Consider the following 19,195-nt stretch of genomic DNA (forward strand, 5'->3'; position numbering starts at 1 on the left):
GCAAATCCCGCCGAACCGCCACATCGCCCAGCAACCCACGAACATCCGCAACCGAAGAATCCTCGTACTGACGACCCTTCGGCGCCACACGACCCTTCCCTCGCCCAGATTTCCAGACACCGGGTTTGGTGTTTATGACGGTCATAGATGCACTCCCTGATTTGGATCTGGTATCCCAACCCGTCAATATTTGGTCAAATCGCCATATCCTAACACATCATTTGATTTGGTTATAATGACTTCTGAACCGCGCGGCGGAATGCCTTGATAATCGGTGTTTCCGGTTGTTGTTCCCGAATCGTGAGACCTATGGCCTGCGTCCGGAATGGTTCAACCAGATCGAGCCGGGTCGCGGTTTGCGCGGAGAAGTAGGTTTCGGCAACACCTTTGGGCGCGATGGTCGCTGCGTTGCCGCTCACAACCTGCGCCAGGAGTGCGGTAAAGCCGTTGGCCTCCATGACGATGTTCGGTTCCGCTCCGATTTGCTGAAAGATTTCATCCACGAATTGCCGGTTGCGCATGTCCGGGGTCAGTAGGCAAAGCGGGAGTTCGGCCGCTTCGCTCCACCGGGCCTGCCCGGTCGGGCGCGGTGCCATATGTGCCGGAACGATGAGCACATAGCTTTCGTTGTACAGAGTCTCGGTGTGCTCGGGGTCGGCCTCCTGCACATAGGTCAGGCCGGTGTCCAGCGTATAGTCGTTGAGCCTCAGTTCGATCTGGCGGGACGACAGCGATTGCAATTCAAGCGACAGATCGGGATGCGTCTTGCGCAATTGCGACGAGACGATGGCGGCAAAGGGCAACGCCGTTGGAACCGTTCCAACAACGAGCTTGCCCCGCAGGGTATTGCGCAATATGCCGATTTCCTGTCGCATGCCTTCAGCATCGCTCAGCAATCGGCGTGCCCATTTCAGAACAACCTCGCCTTCGCGGGTAAAGCCGAGGAATTTGTTGCCGCGCCGCACCAGAGGAATTGAGAACTCATCTTCCATCTTTCGGATGCGCGCGGAGAAGGCGGGTTGAGATATGCCGCACTCTTCGGCCGCGCGAGAAAAATGCTTGTGACGCGCCAGCGACAGCAGGAGCTTTAGATCACGGATATCCGACATGTGTTCACCATAGGTCCCGATATGCCTCCCGATGGGCAGGTACCGAGGCTAAGCATCGTGCGCCAAATGCGCCAGAACATTCGTTCAGACCTGAGTGCGGGTAGATCAGGGAAAGTAACTTCGGACCAAGGCGCTCGCGATCAAGCTCCACCCGTCCGCGACGACAAAGAAGGCGAGCTTGAATGGCAGCGAAACGATGGCAGGCGGAACCATCATCATGCCCATCGACATCAGGATCGCGGCGACCACAAGGTCGATTATGAGGAACGGAAGGAAGACCAGAAACCCGACCTGAAAGGCGCGTGCAATTTCGGAGAGCAGGAAGCTCGGGACCAGTACCGACAATGGCGCATCGGGACCGGAGCGGATTGTTGCCGCGTCCGGGCGCAACTCGGCCATGGCCACGAAGGTATCTTGATCGACGCGGTCAGACATGAACACGCGGAACGGTTCAAGGCTGCGGATGAGCGCGGTCTCAATCTCGATCTGTTCGTTCATGAGCGGGCTGATCCCTGTCTCCCAGGCTGCGGTAAAGACAGGTTCCATTACGAAATAGGTGAGAAACAACGCGAGGCTGACGATCAGCATATTGGGTGGTGACTGCTGAAGGCCGATGGCCTGGCGCAGGATCGCGAGCACTGTCACCAGAAACGGAAAGCAGGTGATCATGATCGCCAGCCCAGGCGCGAGGCTGAGTACGGTAATCAGGAGGATCAGCTGAATGGAGCGCGCGGATACGGACTCGCCATCGCCGAGCGACAAGGAGATTTCCTGCGCCACCGCCGATTGCGGTAGCGCGACGGCTATCGCGAACGATACCGCCAGAAGCAAACCTGCCCGGAGAGTCATCCCAGGCCGTTCTGAAAATCGGCGATTTCCGTGAGACGAACCGCAAGTTGCCCGGCGTTATCGCCGCTGAGTTCCTCAAGTTGTCCGCGTGCAACAAGGCGATCGCCGACAAACAATTCCACCGGGTCCTCTATCCGCTTGTCCAGTGTCAGAACCGCATTCTCTCCAAGACTCACGAGTTCGCGTATCAGTGGTCTGGCCTTGCCAACAGAGACGGTGATTTCAATCGGCACAGAGACAAACGGGTTGGCCGATCCATTCGTCTTGGGGCGGGCATCGGAGTCGTTATCCATATAGGGAATCCTCTGTCAGAGTATGATAGTACGCTTCGGCTGACTCATTCAGCGACGCCAACAGCAGATCTGTGTCGATCTCGCGTTCGCTGTCGCCGATACGCAGTTGAATTTGGCCGGGGTCAATGTCGTTGCTTTCGCGAATTGCGATCTGCATCGGCAGTTCCTTTTGCAGGATCGGTTTGAGAGCTCCACCAGCCCCCACGGGCACGACAAGCACGACCGGTTGTTCGATCTGATCGCGCGCAAGGGAGAGGCATTGTTCGACAATTCGGGCCGCGGTGCTTTGCGTCATGGCTTCGGGCAGAACCTTTTGCATCAGAGTCTGAAACACCGGTTCGACCGCCCTAGTCATCTGGGCCAATGCCTCTTGATAGGTAAACGAGAAATCTTCGAGATTCTGGGCCAAAGTCGCGATGACGCGGCTCTTGTCTTCAGACTGTACGCGAATGGCGTCGTCCCAGCCCGCAGTATAGCCCTGCTCGAACGACGCGAGGCGGATATCCTCGACCGCATCGTCACTCATCTCCGTCACTGATTGCTCCGGGCGGTCGACAACGCTGAAATCTTCCAAAAGATGTGCGATTGCCATCATGCTTTCTCCTCGCTCTCTTCGAGCCAACTGCGCAGAATCTCGACAGTTTCTTCCTGCCGCTCGCCGATCATCGACCGCAGACGTTCAACCGGTGAGTCGGAGCTGTTCGCCAGCGCCGGAAGGCCGGTGTCAGATGTGGTCTGATCCGCCGTGAGCGCTGCCGGCTGAAATTGATCGGACGGACCATCGTCGATCTCTCCCGTCAGCACCGGACCCTCACCGCGAGTCTCTCCGTGCTCGGGGGCAGCAGGCGGTAGAGCCGCAAGATCTGCCTGGGGCAGGTTCCGTGCATTGCTCAAAATCGGACGCACGACAAACAGTCCAAGAACCAGCGCAACCAGAGCCAGCGCCGACAGCTGAATCAGTGACATGACATCCAGATCAAGCCCCTGGAACATGCCCCCCGCCGCTGCTGTTCCCAACGGTGCAATGGTAGGCAACTCCATGGATTTCAGCGTGATGACATCGCCGCGGGACTCGTCATAGCCAACCGCCGAGGCGACAAGATCATGAAGCGCGGTCAGTTCTTCATCGGGGCGGGACTGGAACGTCGGGGAACCTGTCTCGTCGATGACATCCAGACCGTTGACGAGAACGGCAACCGTCAGCCGTCGGATATCACCTGGCCCGCGCACGATCTCGTGCTCGGTTTCGGACACTTCATAATTGATCCGTTCGCGGGTTTCGCTGCCCTGCGCCTTGGACCCTTCACCGCCAGCTCCGTCGCCGTCCGGCAGGTTTGAAGCGACCGTGACATCACCGCCGGCTGCGTTTGTCGAGGAATCGGTCCGTTCCTCAGTGTCCGTGCTAATGGCGACGCGGCCCTCTGGATCAAAGCGCCGTTCGCGAATGGATTCAGTCTGAGTTATCGTATCGACACTCACTTCCACCACTGCATTGCCGGCCCCGACGCGTGCTTCGACCAACCTGAGAACCCGATCGCGCAACAGTGATGCCCGGTCATCTGCGATATTGGGTGACGTCGAGGTGTCGGCGGTGCCAATCAGGGTTCCGTTCGCGTCAATGATGGCAACATTCTCGACCGTCAGACCCGCAACTGCCGAAGCGACGAGGTACCTCAGCGCATTGGCCTGCGCAGGTGTCACCGGGGCACCAGCGGGCACGACCGACACAGATGCTGTCGGGTCAACACTGCGCTGAAACGGACCAGAGCCATTATGTGCAATGTGCACACGCGCCTGCGCCACGTGCGGGCTGGCGACGACCGTGCGCGCGAGTTCGCCTTCCTTGGCCCGCCAGTAGGCAGCATCGAACATTTGCGATGTCGTGCCAAATCCGTTCAACGAATCAAGCAGTTCGTACCCGCGCCCTCCATTTGCGGGCAGCCCTTCACTCGCAAGCATCATGCGCAATTCGTCGCGGTTTTCTGCGGGGACATAGATCGATCCTCCGCGCACCTCGTAGAGTGTGCCGCGCTGTTCCAGCGCGCGGACCACATCCCCGGCAGAGCCGTTCTCAAGGCCCGCATACAAGAGCTGCATTGAGGGCGCCGCCGCCATGCGCGACATCACCACCAGTGTCACGATCACCGCAACGGTGGCGAGAATCACCACCATCTGCTTGCGTCGGTCGAGTTCGACCCAAAGCGTTTTGATCTGTTGCACGATATCCTCCGTGTCGCCGACGTTCTGCCAACGTTCTCTCTTGTTTGGTCGATTGGCCTTAACAATCGGTTAGTTCCTGCCCGGTTATGAAGGCTCCGAACGAAACGATAGGAATTACCATGGCGGATGCCGTAGCAGATGCGCCGGACGCTCCGGTCAAATCGAAGAAATTGCCGTTGATCCTTGGCCTGGTGCTCGCGATTGCGGGAGCGGGCGGCGGATTCTATGTCAGTTCGTCGGGGCTGTTGTTTGGCCACGGCGAATCAATCGATGCCGACGGTCATGGTGCGCCTGATGCACATACAGAACCACTGCCAGACATCGCATTTGTCGCAATAGAACCGATCACGATTTCGCTGACCGGAAACAAGCATGTGCGTCACCTGCGCTTTCGCTCTCAGCTGGAGGTGAACGGCGCGCACCAAGAGGACGTAGAACTGATTCTGCCCAGGATCGTGGACGTGTTGAACAGCTACCTGCGGGCCCTGGATGTCACGGAATTCGAAGAACCACAGGCGCTGTCAAAGCTGCGTGGCCAGATGCTGCGGCGCGTGCAGGTTGTCGCGGGGCAGGGTCGGGTGCGTGACCTTCTGGTCATGGAATTTGTGCTGAACTAGGAGGCAAAGTTGGAACTGGTTGCAGATATCTTTCTGGTCGCAGGCGCATTGGGGGCGGGGCTGTACTGTTTTGTCCTCGCGCGCAGGCTGAACAGGTTCAATGACCTTGAGAAGGGAGTGGGCGGCGCCGTCGCAGTTCTTTCCGCGCAGGTCGATGATCTAAGCAAGACCCTCGCCAGCGCGCGCGCCGCGTCTGACGGCTCTAACGCAGCGCTGGAGGATTTGACCGGTCGGGCTGAAGCAGTCGCTGCGCGATTGGAACTGATGATGGCATCGATGCATGATCTCCCGGATATGCCTTCTGCTGAGGTGCTGACAAAACCAGAACGCGTCGAGCCTGCAAAACCTGTGCATCCGGCCGGTCCGATGTTTGTTCGGCACGAACGGGCGCAGCAAGGGGCACAACAATGACAGGTAAGCGGAAAGTGCCCCGCGTGCGTGGCGGTGCGCTCGTGGTTATTTCGGTCTTGCTGATCGGCTCGGCACTGGTGCGCCTGGGGATGCAGGCCGGACCGGCCATCGCACGCGAATCTCCTGTCGAGGGAGATCTGAACGAACCAGCAGCCACAGAACCACAGCGCAGTGCACCGTCGTCTGCAGAATTGCAAACCCTGATCGAAGCCCTTCAACACCGTGAACATGCATTGGATACGCGCGAAGCGCAGATTCAAGATCGCATGAAAGCTCTGGAAATCGCGGAAGAGGCGATTGGGCGACGACTAGAAGCTCTGATCGGTGCCGAGCAACGTCTTTCTGCCACGCTTGCACTCGCAGACGGCGCAACCGAGGAAGACCTTGAGCGCCTTACAAACGTATATGAAAAAATGAAGCCAAAACAAGCAGCTGCGCTTTTTGAGGCGATGGCCCCTGAATTCGCTGCGGGTTTCCTCGCGCGTATGCGACCAGATTCGGCAGCCAGCGTGATGGCAGGCCTCAGTCCGATGGCTGCCTACTCGATCAGCGTCGTTCTCGCTGGGCGAAACGCGTCGGTTCCGAAGGAATAATTTCGCCCGGTCAACGTTTGTTAAGGCGGAAACGCCAAACTGCTCAGAGCCCTTGCAACACGGAGTCGCGAAATGATTGGCATAATCGGTATTGTCACGATCTTTGGGATGGTGTTTGGCGGCTATCTTCTGGCCGGTGGCAAAATGGCGATCATTCTCAAGACGCTGCCGTTTGAGATGATCATGATTGGCGGCGCAGCTACTGGTGCGTTCTTGATCAGCAATGACATGTCTGCAGTCAAACACACGGCCAAGGATATCGGAAAAGTGTTCAAGGGACCGAAATGGAAACCCCAGGACTATAGCGATCTGCTTTGTCTGCTGTTTGAACTGATCCGAATCGCTCGGCAAAATCCGGTGGAGGTTGAGCAGCACATCGAGGATCCTGATACTTCACCCATTTTCTCGAAATACCCAAGAATTCAGGCAGACCGGGAAGCGGTCAACCTGATCTGTGATACGATGCGATCCGCCTCTATGAACTATGACGATCCCCATCAGGTCGAAGAGGTGCTGGACAAACGTATGGAGGTGAATCTGCATCACGCGTTGCATTCAAGTCATGCGTTGCAGACTGTGGCTGATGGGTTGCCCGCGTTGGGTATTGTTGCAGCCGTTTTGGGTGTGATCAAGACGATGGGGTCGATCGACCAGCCGCCCGAGGTGTTGGGCAAGCTGATCGGTGGCGCATTGGTCGGCACGTTTCTGGGTGTTTTTCTAGCCTACGGCCTCGTTGGTCCGTTTGCTGCACGTGTCAAGACAGTGGTCGAAGAAGACAATCATTTCTATCTTCTGATCCGTGAAGTGTTGATTGCAAATCTGCACAACCATGCTGCAGCAATCTGCATCGAGGTCGGGCGTCAGAATACACCGGCGCATTGTCGTCCTGAATTTGCCGATTTGGAGCAGGCGCTCAAGGCAGTGAAACAGGATGCAGCATGAAACGGTTTCTCCTGCTTTGCACGCCTTTGATCATTGTCGCAGCGGCCGCTTCTGCGCAGTCGGTGGTCGTTCGTTCGGGCGAGCACGAGACATTTACCCGACTCGTGATGAAGCTGAAAGGCGGTGCGGACTGGTCAATCCGCCGTAGCAATCGCCTGGCGCGCATCGACATTGACCAACCTGAAATCCGGTTCAATACCGAGGAGGTCTTTCAGAGGATTCCGCGAAAACGGCTCCTTGGACTGACGCAAGAGGGAAAGGGCGCCCCATTGGAGTTGGCCCTGAATTGCAACTGTGAAGTCGAGGGTTTTGTCCAATCCGGCGACTATCTGGTCATCGATATTGGCGATCCCAAGCCAGTTGATTTTCGCCTCCATCCAGTAGTGCTGCCGTCTGATGTGGGATCGTATCGTTTCAACCTTGGCCGCGGCAACGCGCAGGCAAGCCCGCCCGTTGGCGGTGGTCGGCGGCATGTTGAGCCAACGATTCCGTCTGATCCGACACCGCCCGGCAAATCCAGAGGCGGAGTGGTTGTCGGGCATGGATTGTCAGAGCAGCGCCTACTTGCACAAATTCAACGCGCTGCTTCACAAGGGCTCCTTACACCGGTCATGCAGTTGAATCCGCGAGATGCAGACCCTGTTCCCAAAAACACCGACCCTGTCCGCTCGCCTTCACGTCCGGATAAGCCGCAGATCAACATTGCAACGACAACTGTGATCGACAGGGATATGCCGGGCGTTGCCAGTGTGATTGATCAGTTTGCGAGGCAACACGAGTGTTTGCCGTCGGAGTTTGTTTCAATCTCTGACTGGGGCGACGATCGGCCCTTTGCGGAACAAGTGAGCCAGCACCGTGTTCAATTGTTTGAGGAGTTCGACGAGGTTAACGCTGCAGCTGTGACTACGCTCGCGAAGACCTACCTGCATTTTGGGTTCGGACCAGAAGCGCGGGCGGTTCTCGGATTGCTTCCGGAAAGAGACCAGAAAACCGACGTCCTGCTCGTACTCGCCGACGTCCTGGATGATCGCCGCGTCGCGCCCGACGGTCTGTTCACCGGGCAATCGGGGTGCCCTTCGGGCCTGGCCCTGTGGTCTGCACTTGCGCAGCCCGATCAGGTCGAAGAAACCGACGCCGATGCAGTGCTGCAGAGCTTTTCTCATTTGCCCCGACATCTGCGCCAGCAACTCGGCCCAAGGCTCAGTCGGCAGTTCAACGGCCTGGGACAACACGATCTTGCGAGCGGTATCTTGCGTGCTGTCGACCGGAGTACTGATACGATCGGGCCGTCGCACGATCTTGCCGCAGCTGAAATAGAAACTGCAACCGGTCACACCGAGGCCGCGGTTGAAAAGATGGAGAAAGTGGTTGCCACCGATTCAGAGTTTTCTCCGGAAGCTCTGATAAAGCTGATCGACGCTCACGAGGCAAAGCGTCGACCGTTGCGTCCGGATATGCCAGAGCTTGCGGGTGCCTACGCTGCCGAGCATCGCCTGGGCGAGTTGGGGACTGACCTGCTACGCGTTCATGCGGTTTCGCTTGCTATGGTTGGTCGGTTCGACGAGGCATTCCAAGCTCTAGCAGGAATCTCCGATCCCGGTACCGAAGTGGCGCGCGATTCCGGCACAAATTCGGTTCTTGATTTGCTGACTGACAATGCTGATGACGTGACATTCCTGACCTTTGTCCTTCCCCGGGCCAAATCGGGCGGAACAGCAGTCTCGGCACCGCTTGACATCAGGATTGCAGAACGCCTGCTCGCCCTCGGATTCGCAGAACAGGCTTATGCGATCCTGGATCATGCAAAGTCTCGGCCGCTGTCCGAGAAAGATCGATTGCTACGCGCAGAAATCGCCTTGGCCAACGGGTTGCCGCATCGTGCGATGATCGAAGTGCTCAACCTCACGAGTCGCGAGGCCTCAGAAATCAGGGCGCGTGCGATGCGAGCGAATGGTGATTTTGAAACCGCAGGGCAGGTGCTGCTTGAAGCGGAGCGCCCGGAAATCGCTGCGAGAAACCTCTGGCTCGGCGACGCATGGGACAGGCTGCCCACTACCGAAGATCCACGATACACACGATTGGCCGAATTGTCTGCTCAACTCGCAAAGCAAATCGAAACAGACGATGCATCGCCACCTCTCGCCGATGCCAGGACACTTCTGGATGACAGTCTGAGCACGCGCTCGGGTATCGACGAGATACTGGGGGTTCTGCAGGTGCCTGGTCGTCTCGAGTGATGTCAGACACAGGTTCATGAAACTGATCCGCATCCCCAATTGACTGAACTTGATAACCGAATCTCAATAAGCCGTCCCTAGCGTCGGACTCGTGATGAACCCACGCTGGGAAGGGGCAGAATGCCTGAATACCCGAACATTTTTGAGCGCGCCGCCAGTCGGCTTGGGCAGAGCGTCGGTCGGCACCTCTTTGCCGCGACATTCGCTTTGGTCCTCTCAACTGCGCCTGGGGTCAGTGCCGAGCATTCGGCCGAGACTTCTCGCCTGTGTGATCGCGCCGCACGGCTCGCGGCCAAATCGCGGAATGTGCCTTACGATGTGTTGCAGGCAATCTCGCGTGCAGAGACCGGACGAACCGCCGAAGGCCGATTGGAACCCTGGCCGTGGACCGTAAACATGGAGGGAACCGGCAAATGGTTCGCTTCCGAAGACGAGGCCCGCGCCTATGTATTCCGGCACTTCAAACGGGGCGCGCGCAGCTTCGACGTCGGTTGCTTTCAGGTCAATTACAAATGGCATGGCGCTGCATTTCGATCGATCGATGACATGTTCGATCCAGTCATCAACGCTGACTACGCCGCGAAATTCCTGCTCGAACTCTATGATGAATTCGGCAGCTGGTCCGCTGCGGCCGGCGCCTATCATTCGCGCACCCAAACACATGCCCGTACTTACGCTGCCCGATTTGATGAAATCAGGGCGGCCACTGCGGGGCAGCGGCAGATCCCGGTCGTCGCCGAGCATGCTCCCGTTCGAGGGCCTTCAACGGTCTTTGCGAGTGGTGCGCCGGCACCGCTTATATCGGGGGGCGCCGCGAGGATGGGCTCGCTTGTGCCAATTTCGCGTACCGCAGTCTCGACCGGGCGATCCTTTGTGTTGATCAACTAGGGTATCCGGAATGCCGAAATTCTCAGCCAACGATATTTTCAGTCCCACAGTCTTGCTGGCACTCGCGCTGATGGCGGTGATTGTCATGATGATCCTGCCGATGCCGGCCTGGGTGTTGGATGTCGGGTTAGCCGCATCGTTTGCCCTCGCCATCCTGATATTCACAGTGACCTTGTTCATCGAGCGACCGTTGGATTTTTCGGCCTTTCCGACAATCTTGCTGGCGTCATTGATGCTGCGACTGTCATTGAATGTGTCGTCTACCAAGCTGATCATCGGGCAGGGGCATACCGGCCCGAATGCTGCCGGCGACGTGATCGAAGGCTTTGCCCAGTTTGTTATGGGCGGCAGTGTGTTCCTGGGTCTGGTTGTATTTGGCGTCCTGTTGATCGTGAATTTCATGGTCATCACCAAGGGCGCCGCACGGATGGCAGAGGTTGGCGCCCGATTTGCCCTCGATGGAATGCCGGGCAAGCAGCTGGCAATCGACAGCGACATGTCCGCTGGCGCGATCGACCACACAGAGGCGCGCGAGCGGCGCGAGCGGGAACAGCAGGAAACCACCTTTTTTGGATCACTTGACGGGGCATCGAAGTTTGTAAAGGGAGACGCGGTTGCCGGCCTGTTGATAACGCTGCTTAACCTGATGATGGGCCTGATCATGGGCGTCGTCGTCCATGAGATGCCCATAGGGTCTGCGTTTGAATCCTATGCTATCCTCACGGTCGGTGATGGTCTGGTATCGCAAATTCCGGCCGTCATCATCTCTATTGCATCTGCGCTCTTGCTGGCCCGCGGTGGCAATCGCGGTGCGACCGATCTTGCGATGTTTGACCAGCTTGGCAAACATCCCGCGGCGCTGGCGACAGTTGCGCTGCTGATGGTTCTGTTCGCGCTTGTCCCCGGTCTGCCCTTTCTACCGTTCATGGCCGGAGGCAGCATTCTGGGGTTTGCCGCCTACGCCATGAAGCGGCGCACCACGGCGGCAGGTTTGGATGACGAGTCCGTCGAAAACCTCGAGCCTGCCCGGAAAGCGCTCGGGGATGTTCTTGATCTTGACGATGTACATCTGGAATTCGCGCCCGACCTTGTCAGCATGGTGCTGGATCCCGGTACCGGTCTGGACACGAGGATTGGCAATATGCGGACGCATGTCGCCACGGTCTTCGGGCTGATCATGCCAGATATCAGGTTGACTGATCAGCCGGAATTGCCTGTCGGGACCTATGTCATCCGCGTCCAGGGTGTCGAACAGGCGCGCGGAGTATTGCATCCGGATCTTGTATTGGCGCTCATGCCAGAAGATCCGCAATCCTTGCCGAACGGCACCGATGTCACTGAACCGGTCTATGGCGCACCTGCGCGATGGATCGCCCCGAAGGACCAGGAATCCGCGGCGTTGGTGGGGGCCTCCATCGTCAGCCCACCGGAGATCCTTGCCACGCATCTGCTGGAGGTGATCAAACAGAATTTCGCCCGGCTTCTGACCCTCAAATCCTTGCGGCGTTTGTTGAATGAGATGACCAGGCTGTCCGATCCCGCGCGGGCCGAGGCCAACCGCAAGTTGCTGGATGAAATCGTACCTGACAAAGTGCCGATCGATACACTGCACGCGGTGTTGCGCCTCCTGCTGGAGGAACGGGTTTCGATCCGCAACATGCCTCTGATCCTCGAGGCGATCGCCGAAGCCCGCCTGAGCACGACCCAACCCGAAGCAATCTGCGAGCATGTGCGCCAGCGCATGGGCTTTCAGTTGGTTTCGGAGTTGAAGCGAGACGATGGCAGCATCCCCCTCGTTCAGCTTGCACCGGAATGGGAAGACGCGTTTCTGACCTATCAGGTCGAGACCAAACAGGGAGGTTTTGACATTGCGTTGCCCCCTGACCTTTTCAACAAGCTAGCCGACGGTGTGTCCGAACGGTTGAGCCAGACATCGCATCAGGGATTGTTTCCCGCCGTTGTGACATCGACGCGCAGGCGCCGGTTCCTGCGCACGATCCTACGCGCCCGCGGGATTGCGAATCCTGTTCTCTCCTTCGAGGAAATCGGGCTTGAGGCACGTCCCGCGCTGGTCGGGATGGTTGCGGCGTGATCGCAACGCTGAACGATCTTCTGCCATTGTTGTCAGCGACACTTTGGCATGGGATCGTCGTCTTCCTGCGCATGTCCGCGATGGTTTCAGTGATGCCTGCTTTTGGCGAAAGAGCTGTGCCTATGCGAGTCAAACTGGGGATCGCGGTGGCCTTTACCCTGGTCGTCATGCCTGCGTTGCCGCTGCAATCCGCGCCACCTGACCCCTTGGTGCTCGCCCGCCTTGCATTGACCGAGGTTGTGGTTGGGCTGGCGCTTGGCCTGGGTATCCGGCTGTTTGTGCTGGCCTTGCAAACCGCAGGCTCGATCGCGGCGCAATCTACCTCGCTGTCGCAGATCCTCGGCGGCGCGGCTGTCGAACCGATCCCGGCAATGGGCTACGTCCTGGTCGTCGGAGGGCTGGCTTTGGCGGTGATGGCCGGGCTGCATGTGAGGGCGGCAGAGCTGATGATATTTTCCTACCAGATTTTCCCGACCGGCAACTTTCCCCTTGGGCGGGACCTATCGGCCTGGGGGGTGGGGCGTATCGCGCATGCGTTCTCGCTTGCATTCATGCTGGCGGCGCCATTCGTCATCACTTCGGTCCTCTACAACCTGACACTCGGCGTCATCAACCGGGCAATGCCTCAGTTGATGGTTGCCTTTGTCGGTGCGCCGGTCATCACGCTTGGCGGAATTCTGATGCTGTTTCTCTGCGCCCCATTCATGTTGTCAGTCTGGACAGAGGCGTTGATGGCCTTCCTTGCGAACCCGCTGGCCATTCCACGATGAGCGGCGAACAGCAGGACGAGGCGGAAAAGTCCCACGAGGCAACGCCACAAAAGCTCCAGAAGGCGCGGGAAAAGGGCGAAGTCGCAAAATCCAATGACCTGATGGTCGCCGCGTCCTATGCGGGCCTGTTGCTCGCGGCGATGGCAGTCGGCGCAGGATCGCTGCATTCGCTTGGTACGGCGCTGATGGTCCTGCTCGATCAGCCGGATCGTCTCGGTGTGCTGATGCTGGAGGGTCCGGCCAGCGCTCCGGTCGGCGGTTTGCTGTTGGCCCTGACCCGATCGCTGACGCCCTGGTTTCTCATCCCTGCCGTCCTGGTCCTGCTTTCCGTTTTCGCCCAACGGGCCTTTGTCGTGGCGACGGATCGGATCAAGCCAAAGCTGTCGCGCATTTCGCTGATCTCCAACGCCAAGAACAAGTTCGGTCGATCGGGGCTGTTCGAATTTACCAAGAGTTTCTGCAAGCTGGTTCTCTATTCGGTGTGTCTTGGTCTGTTTCTTGACTGGCGACTTACCGACATTGTTGCGATCACCGGTACGAGCGCGATGATCGCGGTATCGCAACTTCTGCATCTGTGCATCGAATTCCTGTTTCTGGTCCTGTTGATCGCCACGGTCATCGGCGGAATCGATGCGGTCTGGCAGCACAAGGAACATCTGCGAAAGAACATGATGTCGCGCAAGGAAATTACTGACGAATCCAAGGAAGCCGAAGGTGATCCGCATATGAAGCAGCAGCGCCGCCAGCGGGGACAGGAAATCGCCATGAACCGGATGATGTCCGATGTGCCGACTGCGGATGTCGTCATCGTCAATCCGACCCACTATGCCGTTGCTCTCAAGTGGAACCGCAAACCCGGGGCTGCGCCGGTTTGCGTCGCCAAGGGCGTAGATGAAGTTGCGGCGCGGATTCGAGAGACCGCACAGGCGTCAAGTGTGCCGATTCACTCGGATCCTCCGACCGCGCGCGCGCTGCACGCAACCGTCGATCTGGGGCAAGAGATCCTCGAGGAACATTACATGGCCGTTGCCGCTGCGATTCAGTTTGCGGAGAAAATGCGCCACCGCGCGCGGGAAGGTGTTGGATGAAGCAGGACAAGCTCGCACAGATGTCCCAGGTAACCGAAGCGGTCTATCTCGCCGAATTCCGCAAGGTTCATGCACTGTTGCAAGAGGAGGCACGGCTTCGCGGCGCCCTTGCGCAGCTAAAGGAACAGGCGGATTCCGAACGAAAGGCGCTGTCCATGGATATGCCCATGCAAACCATTGGCGCGGACCTGCTGTGGCAGGCTTGGCTCGTGCGGAGCCAAAGGCAGCTCAACATAGAACTGTCTCAGGTGCTTGCGAAAAAGGCGACTGTTATGGAGGGCGTCCGCCATGCGTTCGGACGCCGCAACGCTGTACAATCCATGAGTGACCAGTTCACCGCAGACCGCGTGACAACACGGCGCAAGGCGCAACTTGAGCGCCTATTGCAAATCAACGGTGGCGTTTGATCCGTTGATGTAACCTACAGCCTTAATCGGGCAGGCCGGCTGTTTGAGCATGCGCGCGCCCCGAACGATGAGCGATCGCCCGCGGCGTTCGGCTGGTTTCAAATCGCCTCAGTTGTCCTGGCGAGCGATATCCGTGATCAACACACTTTCGACATCGTCGCCCAACTCCTTCTGGGCGACATCCGCAAGAGACTGTCGCAGGATGTCCAGCTTGCCGGGCCGGGTGAACGATCCGTCGAACCCGCCCATGTTGGCGTGGTCGAAGAGGACGCGGAGAAACAGGTCACGCAGTTTGGGCTCACGCTCGAAAACCCGCTCTCGGGCGCCAGTCTTGGTTTCCAGGCTGAGCGACATGACGACCAGGGCAGCAACCCGATCCGCCTGCACGACCGGTACGACGAACTGGTTGTTGAGCTTGACGAATTCGGTTTGCCCGGCCTCTTCCTCTTCGTGGCCGGGCGTCTCTTTCGACTCCATCGCCTCGTCGGAAACCGGTTCGTGAGCCATGAAGCGGCCCGCCGCAATTCCGGCACCGGCCCCAACGAGCAACAGCAGCAGGGGAAGTATCTTGAGCATTGCGACCCCTTTCAGAACGGCAGAATCGTGTCCAGGATTTGCTGGCCATAGCGAGGTTGCTGGACATCCGTGATCTGCCCACGGCCGCCATAGGACACCCGCGCAGAGGCGATCTTGTCATAGGTGATTTCGTTCTGGCGCGAGATATCTTCGGGGCGCACATACCCCGTCACCAACAGTTCGCGCAGTTCGAAGTTCACTCGCAACTCCTGCGACCCTGAAATGGCAAGCACCCCATTGGGCAGAATGTCGACAATGGTCGCGGCGATCCGCAGCGTCAGTTTTTCCTTTCGCTTGACCGATCCTTTGCCCTTTGTGGAGCTGGTAGAACCCAGCCCGACTGCATCGGCCATCGACGCTCCCGCCGGCAGCTTTTCGTCCAGCCTTTGCGGCAATCCCAACAGGTTTGGAACCTCCATGGTTTCCTCGCCACTGCGCGATCGGGCGGTATCGTTGCTGATTTCAGCCTTTTCGTCGATCTCGATAACCACGGTCATGATATCGCCCTTTCGTACCGCACGCCGGTCGCCCAGCAGAGATTGCGGGGTCGCACTCCACAGCGACGACTGATCAACGGTGCGGTGCGGCGTTGTCTGCAGCGGCAATCCGGGCATCAGCATTGCCACATGTTCCGTCGTCTCGGTGTTGGCTGAAAAGGACGGCGGTTTGCCAAGGTGATCGATACGACCGCAGGCCGACACCAGGAGCAGCCCAGAACATGTGAGAATTCCAGCGAGTTTCGTTCGTTTCATCAGTATACCTCGATGCTGCCGTCGCTCTGAATGCGACCGGTCACTGTTGTTCGTGATGACAGGTTCATAGCCCGAACGGTTTCCCCTGCCGCACCCCGGCCCAGAGACCGGCCTTCGGTCATGATCCGCAGCGGACCTTGTGCAAATACAAGGGTTACGATGTCGTTTCGGCCGACAATGGCCGGCGGGCCGATATCACCGGCGCGTACCGGGCGCCCCGGATAGAGGGCCACGCGCGCCTCTTGCCCGATCAAGTCATCGGGTTCGGTCAGGGCACCGGCCACCGAAACGTCCTTGGTCACGAAATCTGCGGCGCCGATGATCTCTTTTGCCCGGATCGTGCGCACAGGCACAAGGATTTCGGCCCCCAGGTCGGGTGCCGCCAGCATCAGGATTGCGAGGGTCAGCCGTTTCATCATCGCACCTGTGTCGTTGCGCCCATCATCTGATCGGCTGCGGAAATGACCTTGGCGTTCATTTCATATCCACGCTGGGCTTCGATCAGTTCGGTCACCTCGCGTACGGCGTCGACCGAGCTCGCCTCGAGGTAACCCTGCCGCAGCGTTCCAAGCCCGTCTTCGCCTGCGGTCGAGGTCAGGGCAGGGCCTGACGCCTCGGTTTCAAGAAAGAGGTTGCTGCCCATTGCTTCCAGCCCCTTGGCGTTTGAAAATCCGGCGATCGAAAGCTGCCCCAGCAACTGACCTTCTGCGGAATCATCAAAATAGGCATAAACCTCGCCCGCCGCGTTGATCGAAATGCTGCGTGCATCTGTCGGAATGACAATTTCAGGTGCGACCGTGTGCCCGTCGGATGTGACGATCACGCCCTCTGCAGACCGCTTCAGGCTGCCGTCCCGCGTATAGGCGGAATTGCCATTGGGCAGCGCCAGTTCAAGATAGCCCTTGCCCTCGATTGCGATGTCCAGATCGTTGCCGGTCGCTTCGAGTGCGCCCTGTGCCAGATGCACCGTCACCGAGCTTGGCCGTACTCCCAGGCCCAGTTGAATGCCGGTGGGCAGCACGGTTCCATCGGATGCGCTCACCGTACCCGCACGCGAGACCTGCTGATAGTGGAGATCGGAAAACTCGGCCCGGCGGGCATTGTAGCCGGTCGTGTTCATGTTCGCCAGGTTGTTGGAAATCGTCTCGACACGCAGTTGCTGCGCGCTCATTCCGGTTGCTGCAATCTTCAAGGCCCGCATGAGGCTCTCCTTTGTTCAGTTCACTTGATCAGCGTTTTCACCGCGTTGCGGATCCGCTGATCTTCGGTTTCCAGAAAGCTCTGCCCCATCTCATAGGCGCGCTGAACTTCGATCATCCGCGACACCTGCAGGATCGGGTTGACGTTGGAGCCCTCGACAAAGCCTTGCAGGATGGTTGCGCTTTCGGCGGGTTCGACCCCGGCATCGGCGCGGAACCGCACGCCGTCTTCACGCACCAGACCCAACGGATCGGAGGGCTGAACAAGACCTATCTCGCCAAGAAGTTGCCCGTTCGCGCTGAGCGTGCCATCGGCGGCGACACTGATGCCGGTTTGATCCGGGGGAATGAAAACGGGCGCGCCGCCCGCATCCAGCACCCGGTATCCGTCCATCGTGACCAGATCACCATCCGCATTCGGGGAAAAGCTGCCCGCGCGGGTCAGCCGCTCGCCTGCAGGGGTTTCGATGAGAAAGAAGCCATCGCCCTCGATCGCAAAGTCAAAGCTGCCGTTGGTCTGGGTCAATGCCCCTTGATCGTGCGACGTGTTGCGTATGCGTGCCCGGCTCATCGACAGCGACGACTGGTCCTGCGCGGCCTGAACATATTCCGAGAAGATCAGACCTTCCTGCCGGTATCCGCTGGTTGCAGCGTTGGCGATGTTGTTGGCGATGATCCGCATCTCGCTCATCAGCCCGGACTGACGAGACAGGGTTACATATCCGGCGGCTTCCATCAGCTACCTCCAATAATCAGCGGGATGATTTGCCCGTCAAAGAACGACACCAGTGTCTGGGTCATGAAGCCCATCGACAGCCAGAACACGACAACGATGGCCGCGAGTTTTGGAACGAAGGTCAGGGTCATTTCCTGGATCGACGTGAGCGCCTGAAACAGGCCGATCACGAGCCCGGTGACCAGTGCCACGGTCAGGATCGGGATCGAGATCGTCACGGCGATCCACAACCCCTGCCGCAGCGTGTCGTAAAAGACGCCCTCGCTCAGCATATCAGACCGGCATTCTCAGGATTTCCTGATAAGCTTCGACCACCTTGTTGCGCACGGTAATGGCGGTTTCCACGGCCAGTTCCGTTTGCGCCAGCGCCTGCACCAGCGCATGTGGGTCGGCATCGCCCGTCATCGCCGCCATGGCGGTGTTTTCGCCGTGCTGCATCGTCGCTGCGAAATCCTGGAAAGCGGTTTTGAGCTGTGCTCCGGCCCCGCCTTCTGGGTCAGGTTGGGTTGCCGGGCGCGCTGCACCATAATTCTGTACCGCTGATAGGCTGCGAATATCCATTCTGGATCTCCCTTATTTGCGCAACAGGTCCATCAGGCCGGCAGACATCTGCCGGGTCTGATCGAACATTTTCAGATTTGCCTCGTAACTTCTCTGGGCCTCGCGGGCGTCGGCGATCTCGAGCATCAGGTCGACGTTTGAGCCCTCGTAGTGGCCGCTGTCATCCGCCAGCGGATGGGCTGGATCAAACACACGATCCAGAGCAGATTTATCAAGCTGAACGCGCCCGACCGAGAGCAGTTCGGTCTCTTCCGGCCCGCGCATCGTCTCGAACGATACGGACTTGCGCCGGTAGCCGGGCGTGTCGGCGTTGGAAATATTCTCGGAAACATGGCGCAGCCGCGTGGCCTGTGCCTGCAGGGCATGGGCCGACACCGAAAGGGCATTGGAAAACTCACTCATGGTGCAATCCTCCTCAGATCCGGCCGAGGCTGGTGCGCAGAACGGACAGCGAGGATTTGTAGATTGCGAGCGCGCGATCGTGCTCTCGCTTGATCTCGACACCTTTCATCAGTTCCAATTCCACGGACACCGAATTGCCGTTCGGTTCAGTTGGTGTTTCAGTCTGAAACGTGGGCAGATTGCCCGCGCTGTCCGGGGCGTTCAGGTGCCCTGTACGGCTGGCCCGCATACCGCTTGCCGCGTCGCCATCAAACACCTCGGCAAAGCTGTGCATGTCGCGCGCCTTGTAGCCCGGCGTATCGGCATTCGCGACGTTCTGCGCCACCAGTGCCTGACGCTGTCCGGCGTGTGTTGCCATGGCGTGCGCTGCTTTAAAGACGTTCAACCCTTGGAACATCGGGGCTTCTCCCTCGATCAATTTCAATCAAGGCTTAACCCTGATTCCTTTAAGAA

25 protein-coding genes are annotated in these 19,195 nt (G+C 58.7%); 10 read left to right on the forward strand and 15 right to left on the reverse strand.

The window, feature by feature from the left end:
- Nucleotides 1-230 precede the first annotated feature (230 nt).
- The 5 genes from QO231_RS22270 to fliF form a co-directional block, all read right to left on the reverse strand.
- A complete protein-coding gene (locus QO231_RS22270) occupies nucleotides 231-1,109 on the reverse strand; it encodes a LysR family transcriptional regulator (protein WP_316781743.1) in 879 nt (292 codons plus the stop codon).
- Between the two features lie 105 nt (nucleotides 1,110-1,214).
- Nucleotides 1,215-1,958, reverse strand: coding sequence for a flagellar type III secretion system pore protein FliP (fliP, locus tag QO231_RS22275; protein ID WP_316781744.1), 744 nt, complete (start codon nucleotides 1,956-1,958; stop codon nucleotides 1,215-1,217).
- Nucleotides 1,955-2,251 (reverse strand): FliM/FliN family flagellar motor C-terminal domain-containing protein, encoded by a 297-nt coding sequence (locus tag QO231_RS22280; RefSeq protein ID WP_316781746.1) that lies wholly within the window; start codon nucleotides 2,249-2,251, stop codon nucleotides 1,955-1,957. The genes fliP and QO231_RS22280 overlap by 4 nt, the downstream gene beginning before the upstream one ends.
- Nucleotides 2,244-2,846, reverse strand: coding sequence for an ABC transporter ATP-binding protein (locus tag QO231_RS22285; RefSeq protein WP_316781747.1), 603 nt, complete (start codon nucleotides 2,844-2,846; stop codon nucleotides 2,244-2,246). The genes QO231_RS22280 and QO231_RS22285 overlap by 8 nt, the downstream gene beginning before the upstream one ends.
- Complete coding sequence (gene fliF / locus QO231_RS22290; RefSeq protein ID WP_316781748.1) at nucleotides 2,843-4,471, reverse strand: flagellar basal-body MS-ring/collar protein FliF; 1,629 nt, start codon at nucleotides 4,469-4,471, stop codon at nucleotides 2,843-2,845. The genes QO231_RS22285 and fliF overlap by 4 nt, the downstream gene beginning before the upstream one ends.
- Nucleotides 4,472-4,590: 119 nt before the next feature.
- On the opposite strand from fliF, the gene QO231_RS22295 reads away from it, so the two are divergent.
- The 4 genes from QO231_RS22295 to motA all read left to right on the forward strand — a co-directional run bounded on the left by QO231_RS22295 (nucleotide 4,591) and on the right by motA (nucleotide 7,034).
- Nucleotides 4,591-5,088, forward strand: a complete 498-nt coding sequence (locus QO231_RS22295) for a flagellar basal body-associated FliL family protein (protein ID WP_316781750.1) — start codon at nucleotides 4,591-4,593, stop codon at nucleotides 5,086-5,088.
- Between the two features lie 9 nt (nucleotides 5,089-5,097).
- Nucleotides 5,098-5,499: a hypothetical protein gene (locus tag QO231_RS22300; protein WP_316781751.1), complete on the forward strand. Its 402-nt coding sequence runs from the start codon at nucleotides 5,098-5,100 to the stop codon at nucleotides 5,497-5,499.
- On the forward strand, nucleotides 5,496-6,092 hold the full coding sequence (locus tag QO231_RS22305) for a MotE family protein (RefSeq protein WP_316781753.1): 597 nt from the start codon (nucleotides 5,496-5,498) through the stop codon (nucleotides 6,090-6,092). The genes QO231_RS22300 and QO231_RS22305 overlap by 4 nt, the downstream gene beginning before the upstream one ends.
- A gap of 72 nt (nucleotides 6,093-6,164) precedes the next feature.
- A complete protein-coding gene (gene motA / locus QO231_RS22310) occupies nucleotides 6,165-7,034 on the forward strand; it encodes a flagellar motor stator protein MotA (RefSeq protein ID WP_316781754.1) in 870 nt (289 codons plus the stop codon).
- A gap of 134 nt (nucleotides 7,035-7,168) precedes the next feature.
- Here motA and QO231_RS22315 read toward each other — a convergent pair whose 3' ends face one another.
- The gene (locus tag QO231_RS22315) at nucleotides 7,169-7,507 is read right to left on the reverse strand and encodes a hypothetical protein (RefSeq protein ID WP_316781756.1); all 339 of its coding nucleotides are present in this window, start codon (nucleotides 7,505-7,507) and stop codon (nucleotides 7,169-7,171) included.
- A gap of 426 nt (nucleotides 7,508-7,933) precedes the next feature.
- Here QO231_RS22315 and QO231_RS22320 point away from each other — a divergent pair, with 426 nt between their 5' ends.
- The 6 genes from QO231_RS22320 to QO231_RS22345 all read left to right on the forward strand — a co-directional run bounded on the left by QO231_RS22320 (nucleotide 7,934) and on the right by QO231_RS22345 (nucleotide 14,516).
- A complete protein-coding gene (locus tag QO231_RS22320) occupies nucleotides 7,934-9,271 on the forward strand; it encodes a hypothetical protein (protein WP_316781758.1) in 1,338 nt (445 codons plus the stop codon).
- 120 nt (nucleotides 9,272-9,391) lie between these two features.
- Nucleotides 9,392-10,159 (forward strand): transglycosylase SLT domain-containing protein, encoded by a 768-nt coding sequence (locus QO231_RS22325; RefSeq protein ID WP_316781759.1) that lies wholly within the window; start codon nucleotides 9,392-9,394, stop codon nucleotides 10,157-10,159.
- Between the two features lie 10 nt (nucleotides 10,160-10,169).
- On the forward strand, nucleotides 10,170-12,251 hold the full coding sequence (flhA, locus tag QO231_RS22330; protein WP_316781761.1) for a flagellar biosynthesis protein FlhA: 2,082 nt from the start codon (nucleotides 10,170-10,172) through the stop codon (nucleotides 12,249-12,251).
- On the forward strand, nucleotides 12,248-13,021 hold the full coding sequence (locus QO231_RS22335; protein WP_316781763.1) for a flagellar biosynthetic protein FliR: 774 nt from the start codon (nucleotides 12,248-12,250) through the stop codon (nucleotides 13,019-13,021). The genes flhA and QO231_RS22335 overlap by 4 nt, the downstream gene beginning before the upstream one ends.
- Entirely contained in the window at nucleotides 13,018-14,109 is a 1,092-nt protein-coding gene (locus QO231_RS22340; protein WP_316781765.1) for an EscU/YscU/HrcU family type III secretion system export apparatus switch protein, read from the forward strand. Before QO231_RS22335 ends, QO231_RS22340 begins: the two co-directional genes overlap by 4 nt.
- Entirely contained in the window at nucleotides 14,106-14,516 is a 411-nt protein-coding gene (locus tag QO231_RS22345) for a hypothetical protein (protein ID WP_316781766.1), read from the forward strand. Before QO231_RS22340 ends, QO231_RS22345 begins: the two co-directional genes overlap by 4 nt.
- A 108-nt stretch (nucleotides 14,517-14,624) precedes the next feature.
- On the opposite strand, the gene QO231_RS22350 is transcribed toward QO231_RS22345, so the two are convergent.
- From QO231_RS22350 to QO231_RS22390, 9 genes are read right to left on the reverse strand one after another with little or no spacing between them, the layout of a single operon-like run.
- Nucleotides 14,625-15,092 (reverse strand): flagellar basal body-associated FliL family protein, encoded by a 468-nt coding sequence (locus QO231_RS22350; protein ID WP_316781768.1) that lies wholly within the window; start codon nucleotides 15,090-15,092, stop codon nucleotides 14,625-14,627.
- 11 nt (nucleotides 15,093-15,103) lie between these two features.
- Nucleotides 15,104-15,844, reverse strand: a complete 741-nt coding sequence (gene flgH / locus QO231_RS22355; protein WP_316781770.1) for a flagellar basal body L-ring protein FlgH — start codon at nucleotides 15,842-15,844, stop codon at nucleotides 15,104-15,106.
- A complete protein-coding gene (flgA, locus tag QO231_RS22360) occupies nucleotides 15,844-16,260 on the reverse strand; it encodes a flagellar basal body P-ring formation chaperone FlgA (protein ID WP_316781771.1) in 417 nt (138 codons plus the stop codon). Before flgA ends, flgH begins: the two co-directional genes overlap by 1 nt.
- Nucleotides 16,260-17,045, reverse strand: coding sequence for a flagellar basal-body rod protein FlgG (gene flgG, locus QO231_RS22365; RefSeq protein ID WP_316781772.1), 786 nt, complete (start codon nucleotides 17,043-17,045; stop codon nucleotides 16,260-16,262). Before flgG ends, flgA begins: the two co-directional genes overlap by 1 nt.
- A 20-nt stretch (nucleotides 17,046-17,065) precedes the next feature.
- Nucleotides 17,066-17,779 (reverse strand): flagellar hook-basal body complex protein, encoded by a 714-nt coding sequence (locus QO231_RS22370; protein ID WP_316781773.1) that lies wholly within the window; start codon nucleotides 17,777-17,779, stop codon nucleotides 17,066-17,068.
- Complete coding sequence (locus QO231_RS22375) at nucleotides 17,779-18,051, reverse strand: flagellar biosynthetic protein FliQ (protein ID WP_316781774.1); 273 nt, start codon at nucleotides 18,049-18,051, stop codon at nucleotides 17,779-17,781. The genes QO231_RS22370 and QO231_RS22375 overlap by 1 nt, the downstream gene beginning before the upstream one ends.
- A 1-nt stretch (nucleotide 18,052) precedes the next feature.
- Nucleotides 18,053-18,340, reverse strand: coding sequence for a flagellar hook-basal body complex protein FliE (gene fliE, locus QO231_RS22380; protein ID WP_316781775.1), 288 nt, complete (start codon nucleotides 18,338-18,340; stop codon nucleotides 18,053-18,055).
- Between the two features lie 12 nt (nucleotides 18,341-18,352).
- Nucleotides 18,353-18,742, reverse strand: a complete 390-nt coding sequence (flgC, locus tag QO231_RS22385) for a flagellar basal body rod protein FlgC (protein ID WP_316781776.1) — start codon at nucleotides 18,740-18,742, stop codon at nucleotides 18,353-18,355.
- 13 nt (nucleotides 18,743-18,755) lie between these two features.
- On the reverse strand, nucleotides 18,756-19,139 hold the full coding sequence (locus QO231_RS22390; protein WP_316781777.1) for a FlgB family protein: 384 nt from the start codon (nucleotides 19,137-19,139) through the stop codon (nucleotides 18,756-18,758).
- Nucleotides 19,140-19,195 lie beyond the last annotated feature (56 nt).

The organism is Sedimentitalea todarodis (assembly GCF_032595355.1).
GTDB classification, from domain to species: domain Bacteria; phylum Pseudomonadota; class Alphaproteobacteria; order Rhodobacterales; family Rhodobacteraceae; genus Sedimentitalea; species Sedimentitalea todarodis.

Bases quoted from the DNA above. Each gene is read 5' to 3' on its own strand.
- QO231_RS22375 (WP_316781774.1), bottom strand. From the start codon at position 18,051: ATGCTGAGCGAGGGCGTCTTTTACGACACGCTGCGGCAGGGGTTGTGG.
- QO231_RS22280 (WP_316781746.1), bottom strand. From the start codon at position 2,251: ATGGATAACGACTCCGATGCCCGCCCCAAGACGAATGGATCGGCCAAC.
- flgH (WP_316781770.1), bottom strand. From the start codon at position 15,844: ATGAAACGAACGAAACTCGCTGGAATTCTCACATGTTCTGGGCTGCTC.
- motA (WP_316781754.1), top strand. From the start codon at position 6,165: ATGATTGGCATAATCGGTATTGTCACGATCTTTGGGATGGTGTTTGGC.
- QO231_RS22285 (WP_316781747.1), bottom strand. From the start codon at position 2,846: ATGATGGCAATCGCACATCTTTTGGAAGATTTCAGCGTTGTCGACCGC.
- QO231_RS22350 (WP_316781768.1), bottom strand. From the start codon at position 15,092: ATGCTCAAGATACTTCCCCTGCTGCTGTTGCTCGTTGGGGCCGGTGCC.
- flgG (WP_316781772.1), bottom strand. From the start codon at position 17,045: ATGCGGGCCTTGAAGATTGCAGCAACCGGAATGAGCGCGCAGCAACTG.
- QO231_RS22345 (WP_316781766.1), top strand. From the start codon at position 14,106: ATGAAGCAGGACAAGCTCGCACAGATGTCCCAGGTAACCGAAGCGGTC.
- flhA (WP_316781761.1), top strand. From the start codon at position 10,170: ATGCCGAAATTCTCAGCCAACGATATTTTCAGTCCCACAGTCTTGCTG.
- flgA (WP_316781771.1), bottom strand. From the start codon at position 16,260: ATGAAACGGCTGACCCTCGCAATCCTGATGCTGGCGGCACCCGACCTG.
- QO231_RS22295 (WP_316781750.1), top strand. From the start codon at position 4,591: ATGGCGGATGCCGTAGCAGATGCGCCGGACGCTCCGGTCAAATCGAAG.
- QO231_RS22315 (WP_316781756.1), bottom strand. From the start codon at position 7,507: ATGCCGCCGACCACCGCCAACGGGCGGGCTTGCCTGCGCGTTGCCGCG.
- flgC (WP_316781776.1), bottom strand. From the start codon at position 18,742: ATGAGTGAGTTTTCCAATGCCCTTTCGGTGTCGGCCCATGCCCTGCAG.
- QO231_RS22390 (WP_316781777.1), bottom strand. From the start codon at position 19,139: ATGTTCCAAGGGTTGAACGTCTTTAAAGCAGCGCACGCCATGGCAACA.
- QO231_RS22340 (WP_316781765.1), top strand. From the start codon at position 13,018: ATGAGCGGCGAACAGCAGGACGAGGCGGAAAAGTCCCACGAGGCAACG.
- QO231_RS22370 (WP_316781773.1), bottom strand. From the start codon at position 17,779: ATGGAAGCCGCCGGATATGTAACCCTGTCTCGTCAGTCCGGGCTGATG.
- QO231_RS22305 (WP_316781753.1), top strand. From the start codon at position 5,496: ATGACAGGTAAGCGGAAAGTGCCCCGCGTGCGTGGCGGTGCGCTCGTG.
- QO231_RS22270 (WP_316781743.1), bottom strand. From the start codon at position 1,109: ATGTCGGATATCCGTGATCTAAAGCTCCTGCTGTCGCTGGCGCGTCAC.
- fliP (WP_316781744.1), bottom strand. From the start codon at position 1,958: ATGACTCTCCGGGCAGGTTTGCTTCTGGCGGTATCGTTCGCGATAGCC.
- QO231_RS22325 (WP_316781759.1), top strand. From the start codon at position 9,392: ATGCCTGAATACCCGAACATTTTTGAGCGCGCCGCCAGTCGGCTTGGG.
- fliE (WP_316781775.1), bottom strand. From the start codon at position 18,340: ATGGATATTCGCAGCCTATCAGCGGTACAGAATTATGGTGCAGCGCGC.